The sequence below is a fragment of the Streptomyces sp. M2CJ-2 genome (assembly GCF_016757295.1).
GTDB lineage: Bacteria > Actinomycetota > Actinomycetes > Streptomycetales > Streptomycetaceae > Streptomyces.
The window spans coordinates 35,114-51,675 of record NZ_JAESIF010000048.1 but is presented as its reverse complement, the minus strand read 5'-3'; the positions used below and the strand labels follow the sequence as shown (position 1 = coordinate 51,675).

General features: G+C 70.7%; 14 protein-coding genes. All 14 read left to right on the top strand.

All coding sequences use genetic code 11. The features are described 5' to 3' along the window. Positions 1-99: 99 nt before the first annotated feature. The 14 genes from JL475_RS28020 to JL475_RS27955 all read left to right on the top strand — a co-directional run bounded on the left by JL475_RS28020 (position 100) and on the right by JL475_RS27955 (position 16,339). Complete coding sequence (locus tag JL475_RS28020) at positions 100-1,914, top strand: penicillin-binding protein 2 (protein WP_272932982.1); 1,815 nt, start codon at positions 100-102, stop codon at positions 1,912-1,914. A gap of 254 nt (positions 1,915-2,168) precedes the next feature. Further along, a complete protein-coding gene (locus JL475_RS28015; protein ID WP_202280746.1) occupies positions 2,169-3,689 on the top strand; it encodes a UDP-N-acetylmuramoyl-L-alanyl-D-glutamate--2,6-diaminopimelate ligase in 1,521 nt (506 codons plus the stop codon). 4 nt (positions 3,690-3,693) lie between these two features. After that, on the top strand, positions 3,694-5,124 hold the full coding sequence (gene murF / locus JL475_RS28010; protein ID WP_202280745.1) for a UDP-N-acetylmuramoyl-tripeptide--D-alanyl-D-alanine ligase: 1,431 nt from the start codon (positions 3,694-3,696) through the stop codon (positions 5,122-5,124). Continuing rightward, positions 5,124-6,215 (top strand): phospho-N-acetylmuramoyl-pentapeptide-transferase, encoded by a 1,092-nt coding sequence (gene mraY / locus JL475_RS28005; protein WP_202280750.1) that lies wholly within the window; start codon positions 5,124-5,126, stop codon positions 6,213-6,215. Before murF ends, mraY begins: the two co-directional genes overlap by 1 nt. Next, entirely contained in the window at positions 6,197-7,624 is a 1,428-nt protein-coding gene (murD, locus tag JL475_RS28000; protein WP_202280744.1) for a UDP-N-acetylmuramoyl-L-alanine--D-glutamate ligase, read from the top strand. The genes mraY and murD overlap by 19 nt, the downstream gene beginning before the upstream one ends. 80 nt (positions 7,625-7,704) lie before the next feature. Beyond that, positions 7,705-9,057, top strand: a complete 1,353-nt coding sequence (gene ftsW, locus JL475_RS27995; RefSeq protein ID WP_202280743.1) for a putative lipid II flippase FtsW — start codon at positions 7,705-7,707, stop codon at positions 9,055-9,057. A 6-nt stretch (positions 9,058-9,063) separates the two neighbouring features. Next, positions 9,064-10,158, top strand: coding sequence for an undecaprenyldiphospho-muramoylpentapeptide beta-N-acetylglucosaminyltransferase (gene murG, locus JL475_RS27990; protein ID WP_202280742.1), 1,095 nt, complete (start codon positions 9,064-9,066; stop codon positions 10,156-10,158). 49 nt (positions 10,159-10,207) lie between these two features. Next, positions 10,208-11,002 (top strand): FtsQ-type POTRA domain-containing protein, encoded by a 795-nt coding sequence (locus JL475_RS27985; protein WP_202280741.1) that lies wholly within the window; start codon positions 10,208-10,210, stop codon positions 11,000-11,002. A gap of 279 nt (positions 11,003-11,281) precedes the next feature. Then, complete coding sequence (gene ftsZ, locus JL475_RS27980; RefSeq protein ID WP_109383516.1) at positions 11,282-12,475, top strand: cell division protein FtsZ; 1,194 nt, start codon at positions 11,282-11,284, stop codon at positions 12,473-12,475. Beyond that, positions 12,472-13,200 (top strand): peptidoglycan editing factor PgeF, encoded by a 729-nt coding sequence (gene pgeF / locus JL475_RS27975; protein ID WP_202280740.1) that lies wholly within the window; start codon positions 12,472-12,474, stop codon positions 13,198-13,200. The genes ftsZ and pgeF overlap by 4 nt, the downstream gene beginning before the upstream one ends. 6 nt (positions 13,201-13,206) lie before the next feature. Then, positions 13,207-13,938, top strand: a complete 732-nt coding sequence (locus JL475_RS27970) for a YggS family pyridoxal phosphate-dependent enzyme (protein WP_202280739.1) — start codon at positions 13,207-13,209, stop codon at positions 13,936-13,938. Between the two features lie 127 nt (positions 13,939-14,065). After that, positions 14,066-14,707 carry a cell division protein SepF gene (locus JL475_RS27965; RefSeq protein ID WP_202280738.1) on the top strand — a complete coding sequence of 214 codons (642 nt, stop codon included), beginning with the start codon at positions 14,066-14,068 and terminating at the stop codon, positions 14,705-14,707. A 50-nt stretch (positions 14,708-14,757) separates the two neighbouring features. Next, positions 14,758-15,048: a YggT family protein gene (locus JL475_RS27960; RefSeq protein ID WP_109383520.1), complete on the top strand. Its 291-nt coding sequence runs from the start codon at positions 14,758-14,760 to the stop codon at positions 15,046-15,048. 52 nt (positions 15,049-15,100) lie between these two features. Further along, on the top strand, positions 15,101-16,339 hold the full coding sequence (locus JL475_RS27955) for a DivIVA domain-containing protein (protein WP_202280737.1): 1,239 nt from the start codon (positions 15,101-15,103) through the stop codon (positions 16,337-16,339). Positions 16,340-16,562: the final 223 nt, after the last annotated feature.

Below are 16,562 nucleotides of genomic sequence, written 5' to 3'. Positions count from 1 at the left end.
GCAAACCCTGGCGGGGTCGCGTCCAAGTAGGAGCAGCACGGCCACCGACCGGCCCGCCGCCCCGCCCCGCCCCGCCCGACGGCCCCGAAGGTCCTCCGGCTGGGCAGCCCGCGCCCCCGCCTGCGCCTGGTCGGCCTGGCCCTGACCCTCGTCCTGAGCGTCTTCGTGGTACGCCTGCTCCAGGTGCAGGCCGTCGAGGCCGGCACCTACGCGGCGAAGGCCGGACAGAACCTCCAGGTCGGCCAGGTGCTGGACGCCGAGCGCGGCGAGATCACCGACCGCAACGGCGTCGCCCTGGCGACCAGCGAGGACGCCTACGACATCACCGCCGACCCCACGATGTTCGCCCCCGAGCAGTTGGAGATCGCCGACGGCCCGGAACAGGCCGCCGCCCTCCTCGCCCCGATCCTCGGCCAGGACCAGGACAAGCTGGTCGAGAAGCTGCGGCCGGACAACAAGGCCCTGCGCTACGTCAAACTCGCGAGCCGCCAGACCCCGCAGGTCTGGAAGCAGATCAAGGACCTGAAGGCCGCGCTGGCGAAGAAGGCGGAGAGCGACACGTCCTCCGCCAACGTCCTCGCGGGCGTCCTGTCCGTGCCCACCAGCAAGCGGGTCTACCCGAACAACGAACTCGCCGCCGGGATACTGGGCTGGGTCAACGCCGAGGGCAAGGGCGGCGGTGGCGTCGAACTCCAGCTGGACAAGCGGCTCGCCGGTGAGGACGGCAGCATCCGCTTCGTCCAGTCCGGCGGCCGTCTGGTGCCGACCGCGGGGTCCAGCGAGACACCGGCCGTGCCCGGCAGCGACGTCGAGCTCACCATCGACCGCGACATCCAGTGGGCCGCGCAGAACGCCATCGGCGAGCAGGTCGAGAAGTCCGCGGCCGACCGCGGCTACGTCATCGTCCAGGACACCCGCACCGGTGAGGTCCTCGCCATGGCCAACGCGCCGGGGTTCGATCCGGGCGACCTCTCCGAGGCCGATCCGGCGGCGCTCGGCAACGCGGCCCTCCAGGACGCCTTCGAGCCCGGCTCCACCGCCAAGGTCATGTCGATGGCGGCCGTGCTGGAGGAGGAGGCTGCCACCCCGCGGACGCACGTCGTCGTGCCCAACCGGTTGCACCGCGGCGACCGGCTGTTCAAGGACGACGTCGACCACCCGACCTGGTACCTGACGCTCAACGGGGTGCTCGCCAAGTCCAGCAACATCGGCACCATCCTGGCCACCGGCCAGCTCGGCAAGACCCAGGCCCAGGCCAACAAGGTCCTCTACGACTACCTGCGCAAGTTCGGCCTCGGCAACCACACCGGACTCGGCTTCCCCGGCGAGACCAAGGGCATCCTCGCCCCGCCCGACGTCTGGTCGACCTCGCAGCAGTACACGATTCCTTTCGGCCAGGGCGTGTCCGTCAACGCCATGCAGGCCGCGTCCGTCTACTCGACCATCGCCAACGGCGGCGTACGCATCGAGCCCACGCTCGTACGCGGCACCAAGGGACCCGACGGACGCTTCACCCCCTCCCCGGAGCCCGCGAAGTCACGGGTGGTCAGCGAGAAGACGGCGAAGACCCTCGCCCGGATGCTGGAGTCGGTCGTGGACGACGAGGAGGGCACCGGAACCAAGGCGCGCATCCCCGGCTATCGGGTCGCGGGGAAGACGGGTACGGCCAACCGCGTGGATCCGGCCACCGGCAAGTACCACGGCTACACCTCCTCCTTCGCCGGGTTCGCACCCGCCGACAAGCCCCGGATCACCGTCTACTGCGCCATCCAGAACGCCACCGAGGGCAGTTACTTCGGCGGCCAGATCTGCGGACCCGTCTACAAGAAGGTCATGGAGTTCGCCCTCAAGACCCTCCAGGTACCGCCGACCGGTGCCGAACCGGCCCGCCTCCCGGTCACCTTCAAACGCTGACCGGCCGCGAACCCCTCGCGGCCGGCCGGCACGGAACCACCCAGGAACAGCCCGTGACAACGATCACCCCCGATCCCGGGAACCGGGACGCCCCCCGCCGTGTACCGGACCCCTCCTCCACGCCGCTCACCCCGTCACCCCCGCCGGACGGGGCCGCGGGCGAGCCCCGCTTTGGCTCCGCGGCGGGTGCGCCCGGTACGCTCACCGCCGTGCCACACGCTGATCAGTCGCAAACCACTCAGAAGGGCCAACCCGTGACATTTCCCGGGCCGCCCCGGCCGGCGCGGGTCTCCGCCACACCCCTCGCGGACCTCGCCGGTCAACTGGGTGTCACCGCACCGTCCCGGACCGCCGACGTCACGGGCATCACCCACGACTCACGCGCCGTACGTCCCGGCGACCTGTATGCCGCCCTCCCCGGCGCCCGCGCGCACGGCGCCGACTTCGTCACCCAGGCCGCGGGCCTCGGTGCGGTCGCCGTGCTCACGGACCCGAGCGGTGCCGAACGCGTCGCCGCGGCCGGGCTGCCCGCGCTGGTGGTCGACGACCCCCGCGGGGAGATGGGCGAACTGGCGGCCACGATCTACGGTCACCCGGGCCGCGATCTGCTCCAGATCGGCATCACCGGCACCTCCGGCAAGACCACCACCGCCTATCTCGTCGAGGGGGGCCTCAGGTCCGTGCACAGCACGGGTCTGATCGGCACCGTCGAGATGCGGGTGGGTGACGAGCGCATCAAGTCCGAGCGCACCACGCCGGAGGCCACCGACCTCCAGGCCCTGTTCGCCGTCATGCGCGAACGCGGGGTCGACGCGGTCGCCATGGAGGTCTCCAGCCACGCCCTGGTGCTGGGCCGGGTGGACGCCTGTGTCTTCGACATCGCCGTCTTCACCAACCTCAGCCCGGAACACATGGAGTTCCACTCCGACATGGAGGACTACTTCGCGGCCAAGGCGCGCCTGTTCACCCCGCAGCGCAGCCGGCTCGCCGTGGTCAACGCCGACGACGAGTACGGCCGCCGCCTCACCAAGGAGGCCGGCGTCCCCGTCATCACCTACTCCGCGGAGGGGCACCCGGACGCCGACTGGCGCGCCGAGGACGTCGAGGTCGGCCCGACCGACTCGACGTTCACCGTGATCGGGCCCAGGGCCGAGCGGATCACCGCCCGGTCGCCGCTGCCGGGCCCGTTCAACGTGGCCAACACCCTCGCCGCGATCGTCGCCCTCGCCGCCGCCGGACTCGACCCGCAGGCCGCCGCCGACGGTGTCGCCGCCGTCCCCGGCGTGCCCGGCCGGCTGGAGCGGGTGGACGAGGGCCAGCCGTACCTCGCGGTGGTCGACTACGCCCACAAGACCGACGCCGTCGAGTCGGTGCTGCGCGCCCTGCGCAGGGTCACCGAGGGCAAGGTGCACGTGGTGCTCGGCTGCGGCGGCGACCGGGACGTCACCAAGCGCGAGCCGATGGGCGCCGCGGCGGCCCGGCTCGCCGACACCGCCGTACTGACCTCCGACAACCCCCGCTCCGAGGACCCCCTCGCCATCCTCGCCGCCATGCTCCAGGGCGCGGCCTCCGTGCCCGCCCACGAGCGCGGCGAGGTGCAGGTCTTCGAGGACCGGGCCGCGGCGATCGCCGCCGCCGTCGCCCGTGCGCAGCCCGGCGACGCCGTGCTGGTCGCGGGCAAGGGCCACGAGCAGGGGCAGGACATCGCCGGGGTGGTGCGTCCCTTCGACGACCGCCAGGTGCTCCGCGAAGCTATCCAGCAGACCCAGGGATGAACTTGTGATCGCCCTCTCCCTCGCCGAGATCGCCGAAGTCGTCGGCGGGCAGACGCACGACATACCGGATCCGTCCGTGCAGGTCACCGGAGGCGTCGTCCGGGACTCGCGGGAGGCGGGTCCGGGCAGCCTCTTCGTCGCCTTCGTCGGCGAACGCGTGGACGGCCACGACTTCGCGGCCGCGGTCGTCGAGGCGGGCGCGGCCGCCGTGCTCGCCTCCCGCCCCGTGGGCGTGCCCGCGATCGTCGTCGACGACGTCCCAAGAGCGCTGGGCGCCCTCGCCCGGCACGTCGTGCAGCGCCTCGGCGCGACCCTCGTCGCGCTCACCGGCTCGTCCGGCAAGACCAGCACCAAGGACCTCATCGCCCAGGTGCTGCGGCGCAAGGCGCCCACCGTCTTCACCCCCGGATCGCTCAACAACGAGATCGGGCTGCCGCTGACCGCGCTCACCGCCACCGAGGAGACGAAGTTCCTCGTGCTGGAGATGGGCGCCCGCGGGATCGGCCACATCCGGTACCTCACCGACCTGACGCCCCCGAAGGTCGGCCTCGTCCTCAACGTCGGCACCTCCCACATCGGCGAGTTCGGCGGCCGGGCGCAGATCGCCCAGGCCAAGGGCGAGATGGTGGAGGCCCTGCCGCCGGCCGAGGAGGGCGGCACCGCGATCCTCAACGCGGACGACCCGCTCGTACGCGCCATGGCGTCCCGTACGAAGGCGAAGGTACTCCTTTTCGGAGAGACCGACGAAGCGGACGTTCGGGCCGAGAACGTGCGACTCACGGACAGCGGACAGCCCTCCTTCAGGCTTCACACACCCTCCGGTGCAAGCGATGTGACCATGCGCCTGTACGGTGAGCATCACGTGTCGAACGCGCTCGCCGCGGCCGCCGTCGCCCACGAGTTGGGCATGTCCGCAGAAGAGATCGCACTCGCGCTCTCCGAGGCGGGCTCCCTCTCCCGCTGGCGGATGGAGGTCACCGAGCGCCCGGACGGCGTGACGGTCGTCAACGACGCCTACAACGCGAACCCCGAGTCCATGCGAGCCGCCCTGCGCGCGCTCGCGGCCATGGGCAAAGCCTCACAGGCGAAGGGGGGCCGTACGTGGGCGGTGCTCGGCAAGATGGCCGAGCTCGGGGACGAGGCGCTCGCCGAGCACGACGCGGTCGGACGGCTCGCCGTCCGGCTCAACGTCAGCAAGCTCGTCGCGGTCGGGGGCAGGGAAGCTGCCTGGCTGCAACTGGGCGCATATAACGAGGGTTCGTGGGGTGAGGAGTCGGTGCACGTGTCCGACGCACAGGCGGCTGTCGACCTGTTGCGCAGTGAATTGCGCCAGGGAGACGTCGTTCTCGTGAAGGCGTCCCGTTCGGTCGGTCTCGAGAGCGTGGCGCAGGCGCTGCTCGCGACCGGTACCGAGGGTGAGGTCGTCACCCGATGATGAAGCAGATCCTGTTCGCAGGAGTCATTGGCCTCTTCCTGACGCTGGTCGGCACCCCGCTGCTGATCAAGCTGCTCGCACGCAAGGGGTACGGGCAGTACATCCGTGACGACGGCCCGCGCGAGCACGCCAGCAAGCGCGGTACGCCGACCATGGGCGGTATCGCCTTCATCCTGGCGACGGTCGCCGCGTACTTCCTGGCCAAGCTGATCACGAGCTCCCTGGACCCCGAGGCCGACACGTCGCCGACCTTCTCGGGTCTGCTGGTGCTCGGCCTGATGGTGGGCATGGGCCTGGTCGGCTTCCTGGACGACTACATCAAGATCGTCAAACGGCGTTCGCTGGGCCTGCGGGCCAAAGCGAAGATGGCCGGCCAGCTGATCGTCGGTATCGCGTTCGCGGTGCTCTCGCTGCAGTTCGCGGACAACCGCGGCAACACCCCGGCGTCCACGAAGCTGTCGTTCATCACCGACTTCGGCTGGACCATCGGCCCGGTGCTGTTCGTCGTCTGGGCGCTGTTCATGATCCTCGCGATGTCGAACGGCGTGAACCTGACGGACGGCCTGGACGGTCTGGCCACCGGCGCCTCCGTCCTGGTCTTCGGCGCCTACACGTTCATCGGCGTCTGGCAGTTCCAGGAGTCCTGCGCCAACGCGACGACCCTGACCAACCCGGGTGCCTGCTACGAGGTGAGAGACCCCCTGGACCTCGCGGTGGTCGCCTCCGCGCTGATGGGTTCCTGCCTCGGCTTCCTGTGGTGGAACACCTCGCCGGCCAAGATCTTCATGGGTGACACCGGTTCGCTCGCGCTCGGCGGTGTCCTCGCGGGCCTCGCGATCTGCTCCCGCACCGAGCTGCTGCTCGCCATCCTGGGCGGCCTGTTCGTCCTCATCACCATGTCGGTGGTCATCCAGGTCGGCTCCTTCAAGCTCACCGGGAAGCGAGTCTTCCGGATGGCGCCACTCCAGCACCACTTCGAACTCAAGGGGTGGTCCGAAGTCCTTGTGGTGGTCCGCTTCTGGATCATCCAGGGCATCTGTGTGATCGTCGGACTCGGCATCTTCTACGCGGGATGGGCAGCGGACAAGTGACCGACTGGCAGGGCAAGCACGTCACCGTCGCCGGGCTCGGAGTCTCCGGTGTCCCGGCGGCGAAGGTGCTGCACGGGCTCGGCGCGCGGGTCACCGTCGTCAACGACGGCGACGACGCACGCGCCCGCGAGCAGGCCGCCGAACTGGAGGCGCTCGGCATCGCCGTGCGCCTCGGTGACGGCGCGACCCTGCCCGACGGCACCGAGCTGATCGTCACCGCCCCCGGCTGGAAGCCGGACAAGCCGCTGTTCGCGGCGGCGGACGAGGCCGGGGTGCCGGTGTGGGGCGACGTCGAACTCGCCTGGCGGCTCAGGAAGCCCGACGCGGCGCCCTGGCTCGCGGTCACCGGCACCAACGGCAAGACCACCACCGTCCAGATGCTCGCGGCGATCCTCCGCGCCGCGGGCCTGCGGACGGCCGCCGTCGGCAACATCGGCGTCTCCCTGCTCGACGTCGTCACCGGCGAGGAACAGTACGACGTGCTCGCCGTGGAGCTGTCCAGCTACCAGCTCCACTGGGCGCCGTCCCTGCGCGCCCACTCGGCGGCGGTGCTGAACCTCGCCCCCGACCACCTCGACTGGCACGGCTCCATGGAGGCGTACGCCGCCGACAAGGGCCGTGTCTACGAGGGCAATCGGGTCGCCTGCGTCTACAACGCCGACGCCACCGACAAGCCGTCCACCGAGGACCTGGTCCGCGCGGCCGACGTCGAGGAGGGCTGCCGCGCCGTCGGCTTCACCCTCAACGCCCCCGGCCCCTCCCAACTCGGCGTCGTCGAGGGCATCCTGGTCGACCGCGCCTTCGTCGAGGACCGGTACCGCAGCGCCCAGGAACTCGCCGAGGTCACCGACGTCAACCCGCCAGCCCCGCACAACATCGCCAACGCCCTTGCCGCGGCCGCCCTCGCGCGGGCCTTCGGGGTACCGGCGGCGGCCGTACGGGACGGGCTGCGGGCCTTCACCCCGGACGCCCACCGCGTCGCGCACGTCGCCGACGTGGACGGGGTCGCCTGGGTCGACGACTCCAAGGCGACCAACACCCATGCGGCACAGGCGTCGTTGGCGGCCTACGAGTCGATCGTGTGGATCGCCGGCGGCCTCGCCAAGGGCGCCACCTTCGACGAACTGGTCGCGGGGGCGGCGAAGCGGCTCCGCGGCGCCGTCCTGATCGGCCGGGACCGCGAACTGATCCGCGAAGCCCTGGCGCGACACGCCCCGGAGGTACCCGTGGTCGACCTCGGCCGGACCGACACTGGGGCGATGCTCCAGGCTGTCCAGGAGGCGAAGCGGCTCGCACGGCCCGGCGACACGGTGCTGCTGGCCCCGGCCTGCGCATCGATGGACATGTTCGCCAACTACAACAGGCGCGGTGAGGCGTTCGCACAGGCGGTGCGCGAACTCGGTGCCTGACCCGGCCGCCTGCGCCGGGCGACCTTGGGAGGGACCTGTGGGACCGTCGAGGCACCGTGGGGCGCGCAGCGGAGGCCACCATGCCCAGTAGCCGCACCGGGCGGCCGCCCGCGCCGCGGGCGCCCCGCCCGCCCACCGCGCCCCGGCCCGCCCGCCGGAACACCGTCCGCACCCTGCACACACGGGCGCGCAGGGCCTGGGACCGGCCGCTGACCGCCTACTACGTGATCCTCGGCGGCAGCGCGCTGATCACCGTGCTCGGCCTGGTGATGGTCTACTCGGCCTCCCAGATCACCGCGCTGCAGATGTCGCTGCCGGGCTCGTACTTCTTCCGCAAGCAGCTCCTGGCCGCCGGCATCGGGGTCGTGCTGCTGCTCGCGGCCGCCCGGATGCCGGTGAAACTGCACCGGGCACTGGCGTACCCCCTCCTCGCGGGCGCGGTCTTCCTGATGGTCCTGGTGCAGGTGCCGGGGATAGGGATGGCGGTCAACGGCAACCAGAACTGGATCGACCTCGGCGGCTCCTTCCAGCTCCAGCCCAGTGAGTTCGGCAAGCTCGCCCTGGTGCTGTGGGGCGCCGATCTGCTCGCCCGCAAGCAGGACAGACGGCTGCTGGCCCAGTGGAAGCACATGCTGGTGCCGCTCGTACCGGCCGCCTTCATGCTGCTCGGGCTGATCATGCTGGGCGGCGACATGGGAACGGCGATCATCCTGACGGCGATCCTGTTCGGCCTGCTCTGGCTGGCGGGGGCACCCACCCGGCTGTTCGCCGGCGTGCTGGCCGTCGCCGCGCTGATCGGCGCGTTCCTCATCTGGAGCAGCCCGAACCGGATGGCCCGGCTCGCCTGCCTCGGCGCCACCGAGCCCCAGGCGGGCCCCGTCGACTGCTGGCAGGCCGTGCACGGGATCTACGCCCTCGCGTCCGGCGGGATCTTCGGTTCCGGACTGGGTGCGAGTGTGGAGAAATGGGGCCAACTGCCGGAAGCCCACACCGACTTCATCTTCGCCGTCACCGGTGAGGAACTGGGCCTGGCGGGGACGCTGTCGGTGCTCGCCCTGTTTGCGGCTCTAGGCTATGCGGGTATCCGCGTGGCCGGACGCACGGAGGACCCCTTCGTGAGGTATGCCGCGGGAGGCGTGACCACCTGGATCACGGCGCAGGCCGTGATCAACATCGGTGCGGTCCTCGGACTGCTGCCGATCGCCGGTGTCCCGCTCCCGTTGTTCTCCTACGGTGGGTCCGCCCTGCTGCCGACCATGTTCGCCATCGGGCTGCTGATCGCCTTCGCGCGTGACGAGCCCGCTGCGCGGGCGGCGCTTGCGATGCGGCAACCTCGCTTTGGTAGAAAGCGGGCCGGGGGTTCTCAGCAGCCCCGGAGATGGAACACGATGCGACGGCGCGCCACGGCGGCACGTTCGTCCGGAGAGCGGTGAATTTCGGTGCATGTCGTACTCGCCGGCGGAGGAACCGCGGGCCACATCGAGCCCGCGCTCGCCCTCGCGGATGCCCTGCGCAGGCAGGATCCGACCGTGGGCATCACGGCCCTGGGCACGGAACGCGGTCTCGAGACACGTCTGGTACCCGAGCGCGGGTACGAACTGGCGCTGATCCCCGCCGTACCGCTGCCGCGCAAGCCCACCCCGGAGCTGATCACCGTCCCGGGCCGGCTGCGCGGCACCATCAAGGCGACGGAGCAGATCCTGGAACGCACCAAGGCGGACGCGGTGGTCGGCTTCGGCGGCTACGTCGCCCTGCCGGGCTACCTCGCCGCCAAGCGGCTCGGTGTGCCGATCGTCGTCCACGAGGCCAACGCCCGCCCCGGCCTGGCCAACAAGATCGGCTCCCGGTACGCGGCCCAGGTCGCCGTCTCCACCCCGGACAGCAAGTTGCGCGACGCCCGCTACATCGGGATCCCGCTGCGCCGCTCCGTGGCCACCCTGGACCGGGCCGCCGTGCGCCCCGAGGCCCGCGCCGCGTTCGGGCTCGACCCCAACCTGCCCACGCTGCTGGTCTCCGGCGGTTCGCAGGGCGCCCGCCGGCTGAACGAGGTCGTCCAGCAGGTCGCGCCGTGGCTGCAGCAGGCCGGGATCCAGATCCTGCACGCGGTCGGCCCGAAGAACGAACTGCCCCAGGTGCAGCAGATGCCGGGAATGCCCCCCTACATCCCGGTAAGTTACCTGGACCGGATGGATCTCGCATACGCCGCGGCCGACATGATGCTCTGCCGCGCGGGCGCGATGACCGTCGCCGAACTCTCCGCCGTCGGGCTCCCGGCCGCCTACGTCCCGTTGCCGATCGGCAACGGCGAGCAGCGGCTGAACGCCCAGCCGGTGGTCAAGGCCGGCGGCGGTCTGCTGGTCGACGACGCGGAGCTGACGCCGGAGTGGGTGCGGCAGAGCGTGCTGCCGGTGCTGTCCGACCCGCACCGGCTGTACGAAATGTCCCGCGCCGCCGCCGAGTTCGGCCGCCGGGACGCCGACGACCTGCTCGTCAGCATGGTGTACGAGGCGATCGCCGCCCGTGCGCGGCACTAGGACGGGCCCTGGACGCACAGTCGGACGCGGATGACGGGAGGCAGGATTCGTGGCCGGAACGACGACCGCCGAGCGCGGTGGACACCAGCGGGAGTCGTCCGGCCCGCCGCCCGTCAGGCGGTTGGGGCGGCAGCACCTTCGTCTGATCATCATCCTGGCGGTCGCCCTGGTGTTCCTCGGGAGCGGGGCGTTCTGGCTGTTGTACGGCTCCGATCTGGCCAGGGCGGAGCGGGTCTCCGTGTCCGGGACCCGGGTGCTGTCCCCCGGGCAGGTGCGCGAGGTCGCCGACGTTCCCCTCGGGGGCCCGCTGGCCATGGTGGACACCGAGGCGATCGCGTCGCGACTTCGCAAGGAAATGCCCCGAATCGGAACGGTTGACGTGATTCGTTCCTGGCCGCACGAAATCAGGTTGGAAATCACCGAGCGCACCCCGGTTCTCCTGATGGAAAAGGGTGGGGAGTTCATCGAGATCGACGCCGAGGGGGTCCGGTACGCCACGGTTTCGAAGGCCCCCCGAGGTGTTCCCCGGCTGGAATTGACCGTCCGCCGGAGCGGCACCACGGCCGCGAGCCTGCGCCGCTTCGGCGAGGCGCGGCTGGTGCGGGAGGCGGTCCGGGTCGTCCGCGACGTCCCGGACCCCGTTGCCCGGGCCACCCGGAGCGTCAACGTCCGTACCCACGACGACATCTCGCTGAAGTTGACGGACGGCAGGGAGGTCGTCTGGGGGAGCGCCGAGAAGGGTGCTGCGAAGGGACGCACCCTCACCGCCCTGCTGAAAGCGGCGCCGGGCGCACGGCACTTCGACGTGAGTGTTCCCACCGCCCCCGCGTCATCGGGGGGTTGACGTGCATCAGTGCAGGTCAACCCCCTGGTTGGGCGGTGCCACGGCTGATCACATAGGGTGAAAAGAAAAACGGGAGGTTCGGCGTGTTCGTTGAACGCGCGCCACTTGTCGACTTAGTGTCCTGTTCAGAAGACTCCAGGGAGCAGGCACACTGGTAACCCTAAACTTCAACGTTAGGGTTCGGGTCGGTGATACGGACCGTCCCCATCGGCATCAGTCGTCGGACCGCGGCAAGGCCGTGAGACGGCGACACGTAACTCGAGGCGAGAGGCCTTCGACGTGGCAGCACCGCAGAACTACCTCGCAGTCATCAAAGTCATCGGTGTCGGCGGCGGTGGTGTCAATGCCATCAACCGGATGATCGAGGTCGGTCTCAAGGGCGTCGAGTTCATCGCCATCAACACCGACGCGCAAGCCCTGTTGATGAGCGACGCCGACGTCAAGCTCGACGTCGGCCGTGAACTCACCCGCGGACTCGGCGCCGGAGCCAACCCGGCCGTCGGCCGCAAGGCGGCCGAGGACCACCGCGAGGAGATCGAGGAGGTCCTCAAGGGGGCCGACATGGTCTTCGTGACGGCCGGTGAAGGCGGTGGCACCGGCACCGGCGGCGCCCCCGTCGTGGCCAACATCGCCCGCTCGCTCGGCGCTCTCACCATCGGCGTGGTCACCCGCCCGTTCACCTTCGAGGGCCGGCGCCGCGCCAACCAGGCGGAGGACGGCATCGCCGAGCTCCGTGAAGAGGTCGACACCCTCATCGTCATCCCCAACGACCGGCTGCTGTCCATCTCGGACCGCCAGGTCTCGGTCCTGGACGCCTTCAAGTCGGCGGACCAGGTCCTGCTCTCCGGTGTCCAGGGCATCACCGACCTCATCACCACGCCCGGCCTGATCAACCTCGACTTCGCCGACGTCAAGTCGGTCATGTCCGAGGCCGGTTCGGCCCTCATGGGCATCGGTTCGGCCCGCGGCGACGACCGCGCGGTGGCGGCGGCCGAGATGGCGATCTCCTCACCGCTGCTGGAAGCCTCCATCGACGGCGCCCGGGGTGTGCTGCTCTCCATCTCCGGCGGTTCCGACCTCGGCCTGTTCGAGATCAACGAGGCCGCCCAGCTGGTCAGTGAGGCCGCCCACCCGGAGGCCAACATCATCTTCGGCGCGGTCATCGACGACGCCCTGGGCGACGAGGTCCGGGTCACCGTGATCGCGGCCGGCTTCGACGGCGGCCAGCCGCCGGCGAAGCGGGACAACGTCCTCGGCTCGTCCTCGGCCAAGCGCGAGGAACCCGCCCCCGCGCGGCAACCCGAGAGCCGGCCGTCCTTCGGCTCGCTCGGCAGCGTCACGCCCAAGGAGGAGCCGGAGCCGGCCCCCGAGCCGGTCAGTGACATCCCGGTGGCTCAGCCGCCGGTCCAGCCGACGAGGGCCTACTCGGACAGCGCGGCCGAGGAACTGGACGTCCCGGACTTCCTCAAGTGATAGGGCGGCACGAGAGCGTGCGCGGCGCGCACTTCGCCTTCACCGACCGGTGGGGCGGGGTGAGCGCCGCTCCGTATGCGGAGCTCAACCTCGGCGGAGCGGTCGGTGACGATCCCGACGCCGTACGCGTCAACCGCGAACTGGCCGCGACGTCCCTCGGCCTCGACCCGGCCCGGGTGGTGTGGATGAACCAGGTGCACGGCGCCGACACGAAGGTGGTCGACGCGCCGTGGGGCGATCGTCCGGTCCCCGAGACCGACGCGGTCGTCACCGCGCGACGGGGCCTGGCCCTCGCCGTGCTCACCGCCGACTGCGTGCCGGTGCTGCTCGCCGACCCCGTCGCCGGTGTGGCCGCGGCGGCCCACGCGGGACGGCCCGGACTGGTCGCGGGGGTGGTCCCCGCCGCCGTGCGGGCCATGACCGAACTCGGTGCCGACCCGGCTCGGATCGTCGCCCGCACCGGACCCGCCGTCTGCGGCCGGTGCTACGAGGTGCCGAAGGAGATGCGCGCCGACGTGGCCGCCGTCGAACCGGCGGCGCACGCCGAGACGAGCTGGGGTACGCCGGCGGTCGATGTGGACGGGGGCGTGCACGCCCAGCTCGAACGGCTCGGGGTGCGCGACCGCGAGCGGTCGCAGGTGTGCACTCTGGAGTCGGACGATCACTTCTCGTACCGGCGCGACCGCTCCACCGGGCGGCTCGCGGGCTATGTATGGCTGGACTGATGGGGCATGACGGAACGTAGGGACGAAATCGCCGCGAACCTCGCGGATGTGGAGCGACGGATCGCCGCCGCGTGCGCGGCCGCCGGGCGCGGGCGCGACGAGGTGACCCTGATCGTGGTCACCAAGACCTTCCCCGCCAGTGATGTGCGGATTCTGTCGGAACTCGGTGTACGTCATGTCGCCGAGAACCGTGACCAGGACGCCGCCCCCAAGGCGGCCGAATGCTCCGATCTGCCTCTTTCTTGGCACTTTGTCGGACAACTTCAGACCAACAAGGTGCGATCCGTGGTCGGTTACGCGGATTTCGTGCAGTCCGTCGACCGTGCCCGCCTTGTCACGGCCCTCGCCAGGGAGGCCGTGCGGGCCGGACGTGAACTCGGCTGTCTCGTCCAGGTCGCGCTCGACGCCGATGAGTCCGCGGCGGGCGGGGGCCGGGGGGAGCGCGGCGGCGTCGCGCCGGGCGGCGTCGCGGAGTTGGCCGATCTGATCGCCGGGTCCGAAGGGCTGCGGCTGGACGGGCTGATGACCGTCGCCCCGCTCGCCGGGGAGTACGCCGGACGGCAACAGGCGGCGTTCGAGCGCTTGATGGATTTGTCGACCGGCCTGCGCACGGCTCATCCGGCTGCGAAAATGGTTTCTGCGGGGATGAGTACGGATCTCGAACAGGCCGTTGCGGCCGGAGCGACACATGTGCGCGTCGGCAGTGCGGTACTCGGAGTCCGCCCCGGGCTCGGGTAACGTCGCCAGGAAGTCGGACCACAGTAGAAAATATGGTCATTGCCGCTGATGGGCGGACTTGAGGACCTTGTGGATCGCGGGCACTTGGCGGTCGTCAGCGGATCCACCACAGAGGAGGACTCGGAGCATGGCCGGCGCGATGCGCAAGATGGCGGTCTACCTCGGCCTCGTGGAGGACGATGGGTACGACGGCCGCGGATTTGACCCAGACGACGACTTCGAGCCCGAACTCGATCCGGAGCCCGAACGGGACCACCGGCGACACGAACCGTCGCGCCAGTTGCATGGGGCACATCAACTCCAAAGGGACGAAGAGGTGCGAGTGGTGCAACCGCCCCCGCCCCGCGAGCCGGTTGCCCGGTCCGCTTCGCTTCCCGCTGAATCGGCACGCCCGGCGCGGATCGCGCCCGTGGCATCCATCACACAAGAACGCGCGAACCTGGAGAAGAACGCACCGGTGATCATGCCCAAGGTCGTGTCGGAACGAGAGCCTTACCGGATCACCACGCTTCACCCGCGGACCTACAACGAGGCCCGTACCATCGGGGAACACTTCCGTGAGGGCACCCCGGTGATCATGAATCTTACTGAGATGGATGACACGGACGCGAAGCGACTTGTCGACTTTGCGGCCGGTCTGGTGTTTGGTCTTCACGGCAGCATCGAGCGGGTGACGCAGAAGGTGTTCCTGCTGTCTCCTGCTAACGTCGATGTCACGGCGGAGGACAAGGCCCGTATCGCAGAGGGCGGGTTCTTCAACCAGAGCTGAGACGCAGGACCGGACAGAAGCAAGGCACAGGGGAGAGGGACCGACAGACCATGAGCGTGTTCGCGCAGGTGATCTACATCGCGCTGATGGTGTTCCTCATCGTGCTCATCTTCCGTCTGGTCATGGACTATGTCTTCCAGTTCGCCCGCTCGTGGCAACCCGGCAAGGCGATGGTGGTCGTCCTGGAGGCCACCTACACTGTCACCGATCCACCGCTGAAGCTTCTGCGGCGGTTCATCCCGCCGCTGCGTCTCGGGGGCGTGGCGCTCGACCTGTCCTTCTTCGTACTGATGATCATTGTCTACATCCTGATCTCCCTCGTGGGCAGTGCGCTGAGGTGACTGTGGACGACATGGGCCTGCCGACTGCCGATGACTACGTTGAGGTGAAGAGATGCCGTTGACCCCCGAGGACGTGCGGAACAAGCAGTTCACGACCGTCCGCCTCCGAGAAGGCTATGACGAGGACGAGGTCGATGCCTTCCTCGACGAGGTCGAAGCCGAACTGACGCGCCTGCTCCGAGAGAACGAGGACCTGCGCGCCAAACTGGCCGCGGCCACGCGCGCTGCTGCCCAGAACCAGCAGAACATGCGCAAGCCCCCTGAACCACAGGACCAGCAGGGGCAGCAGGGGCCGCCTCCCCAGGGCATGCCCCAGCAGGGCATGCGAGGTCCCGGCGGACCGGTGCCCGCCGGCATATCGGGCCCGCCGCAGCAGCAGATGGGTGGCCCCATGGGTGGTCCGCCCCAGCTGCCGAGCGGTGCGCCGCAGCTGCCCGCCGGCCCCGGCGGACAGGGCGGGCAGGGCGGCCCGCAGGGTCCCGGCCCCATGGGTCAGGGTCCCATGGGTCAGGGTCCCGGGCCGATGGGCCAGGGCGGCCCGATGCAGGGGCAGATGGGCCCCGGCGGTCCGATGCAGGGCCAGATGCCGGGCCAGATGGGCCCCGGTGGCCCGATGGGCGGCCCCGGCGGCCCGATGGGCGGCCCCATGGGCGGTCCTCCCGGCCTCCCCGGCCAGCAGGGCGGCCCCGGTGGCGACAGCGCGGCCCGCGTGCTCTCGCTGGCCCAGCAGACCGCCGACCAGGCGATCGCCGAGGCCCGTTCCGAGGCCAACAAGATCGTCGGTGAGGCGCGTTCGCGTGCCGAGGGTCTCGAGCGGGACGCCCGCGCCAAGGCGGACGCCCTGGAACGGGACGCGCAGGAGAAGCACCGCGTCGCGATGGGCTCCCTGGAGTCCGCCCGCGCCACGCTGGAGCGCAAGGTCGAGGACCTGCGCGGCTTCGAGCGCGAGTACCGCACGCGGCTGAAGTCCTACCTGGAGTCGCAGCTGCGTCAGCTGGAGACCCAGGCGGACGACTCGCTCGCCCCGCCGCGTCAGCCCGCCGCCCCGTCGCTGCCGCCGTCCCCGGCGCCCTCGATGGCTCCGGCCGGTGCCGGTGCGCCGTCCTACGGCGGCAACCAGCCGATGGGCGGCGGTCCGGGCGCCCAGCCCGGCCCGTCCTACGGCAGCCAGCAGCAGATGCAGCCGGCGATGACCCAGCCCATGGCGCCGGTGCGCCCGCAGGGGCCGTCGCCGATGGGCCAGGCACCCTCGCCGATGCGCGGGTTCCTGATCGACGAGGACGACAACTGACGGCCTCACGGCCATGAGTACGGCCTGACGGCCGACGGCGTTCAGGGCGGGGCCCCGGGTTCGACAACCCGGGGCCCCGCCCTTTCGCTACGCGCGTTCGGGCTCTTTGCGGTGGTTGTTCGAGGCCCGGGGCAGTTGTCCGACGGACACAACGCCGAGGGCCCGGGCCCGCCGAACTTTCTCGGCGGGCCCGGGCCCTCGGGGGTGCTGGCGACGCGGGGCG

Excerpts from the sequence above, each read along its gene's own strand:
- murD (WP_202280744.1), top strand. The coding sequence starts at position 6,197 with ATGGGCAGCGGACAAGTGACCGACTGGCAGGGCAAGCACGTCACCGTC.
- JL475_RS27965 (WP_202280738.1), top strand. The coding sequence starts at position 14,066 with ATGGCCGGCGCGATGCGCAAGATGGCGGTCTACCTCGGCCTCGTGGAG.
- ftsW (WP_202280743.1), top strand. The coding sequence starts at position 7,705 with ATGCCCAGTAGCCGCACCGGGCGGCCGCCCGCGCCGCGGGCGCCCCGC.
- JL475_RS27955 (WP_202280737.1), top strand. The coding sequence starts at position 15,101 with ATGCCGTTGACCCCCGAGGACGTGCGGAACAAGCAGTTCACGACCGTC.
- JL475_RS27970 (WP_202280739.1), top strand. The coding sequence starts at position 13,207 with ATGACGGAACGTAGGGACGAAATCGCCGCGAACCTCGCGGATGTGGAG.
- mraY (WP_202280750.1), top strand. The coding sequence starts at position 5,124 with ATGAAGCAGATCCTGTTCGCAGGAGTCATTGGCCTCTTCCTGACGCTG.
- JL475_RS27960 (WP_109383520.1), top strand. The coding sequence starts at position 14,758 with ATGAGCGTGTTCGCGCAGGTGATCTACATCGCGCTGATGGTGTTCCTC.